General features: G+C 59.7%; 2 protein-coding genes. Both read right to left on the bottom strand.

Annotated features, from left to right (window positions below; translation table 11 throughout):
- Positions 1-303 (bottom strand): cbb3-type cytochrome c oxidase subunit II (locus TU76_RS24010; protein ID WP_048352649.1); only part of this gene is annotated, 303 nt, incomplete at its 3' end.
- Positions 304-313: 10 nt separating this feature from the next.
- A partial coding sequence (locus TU76_RS24005; protein WP_048352648.1) for a cbb3-type cytochrome c oxidase subunit I occupies positions 314-730 on the bottom strand: 417 nt, incomplete at its 5' end.

The raw sequence follows: 730 nt of genomic DNA, 5'->3' as shown, positions 1-730 counted from the left end.
GGAACCCCACAGGAACGGGTGATCCCAGACACTTTCACCGGCGACTGAGTAATGGCCGTAACGCTCAGTCTCGGCCCGGAACGGACGAATCATCTGCGAGTGACACTGCACACAGCCTTCGCGGATATAAATATCGCGGCCTTCCAGTTGCAGGGCGGTGTAGGGCTTCATGCCTTCCACCGGGGTGTTGGTCACGTCTTCAAAGAACAGCGGGACGATCTGTGTCAGACCGCCGACGCTTACGCACAGGATCATCAGCAGCAGCATCAGACCAATATTTTTCTCTACGACTTCATGGTTCATGGCGAACTCCTCAGGCCATCTGCGCGGCGGCTACGACTTCGGCGGGCTCGGCGTTATGCACGGTGCGCCAAGTGTTGTAAGCCATCAGCAACATGCCGATGAAGAAGATCGCCCCGCCGATCAGGCGCACGACATAGCCCGGGTGGCTGGCCACCAGGGTTTCGACGAAGGAATAGGTCAGCGTGCCGTCGGCATTGACTGCGCGCCACATCAGGCCTTGGGCGATGCCGTTGACCCACATCGACGCGATGTACAGCACGGTGCCGATCGTCGCCAGCCAGAAGTGCGCATTGATCAGACCCAGGCTGTACATCTGCGGGCGACCGAAGATTTTCGGGATCATGTGGTACAGCGCGCCGATCGAGATCATGGCAACCCAGCCCAGCGCACCGGCGTGTACGTGGCCGATGGTCCAGTCGGTGTAGTG

The organism is Pseudomonas psychrophila (genome assembly GCF_001043005.1).
GTDB lineage: Bacteria > Pseudomonadota > Gammaproteobacteria > Pseudomonadales > Pseudomonadaceae > Aquipseudomonas > Aquipseudomonas psychrophila.
The sequence above is the reverse complement of the archived record's forward strand: the minus strand, read 5'-3'. Positions and strand labels throughout refer to the sequence as shown.